The following is a 448-nucleotide window of genomic DNA, read 5'->3' on the forward strand; positions in this document are numbered from 1 at the left end:
TCCTAATATCTCTGAATCTTTGCTCGTTAAATCAAACTGTGCAAAACCATCATTATTCGTGTCACATATCACATAGTCATCTATCTCTACTGGAACTACGGGTGATGGTAATACGCGGATAATTAAACTCACTGATGTATTGAAACATCCTGTAACTGTATTCTCGGCTCGGATGTAAATCACCTGCTCATCCATTACAATATTTGTATAAAGACTAACTAGTGCATTTAAATCCATATCTGCATCACTCTGTGTTTCATGGTAAGTAATCGCAATATCTAATTCTCCATTGATGATCTCTAGTGTCTTACTCTCTAAATCAAAATCTTCAAATCCATCATTATCTAAATCACAAACTTCTAAATCTGTCGGCGAGGCTGGAGATGGAATTGGATTTACTCTCAAGAGAATTGTAGCTGTTGTGCTCACAAAGCATCCTGTAACATCA

At 36.4% G+C, this 448-nt stretch carries 1 protein-coding gene; it reads right to left on the minus strand.

Annotated elements, in window-relative coordinates; genetic code table 11:
- The coding region (locus RH81_RS17065) for a hypothetical protein (RefSeq protein ID WP_033962392.1) at positions 1-448 on the minus strand (448 nt) is incomplete at both ends.

The organism is Psychroserpens jangbogonensis (assembly GCF_000797465.1).
Lineage (GTDB): Bacteria > Bacteroidota > Bacteroidia > Flavobacteriales > Flavobacteriaceae > Psychroserpens > Psychroserpens jangbogonensis.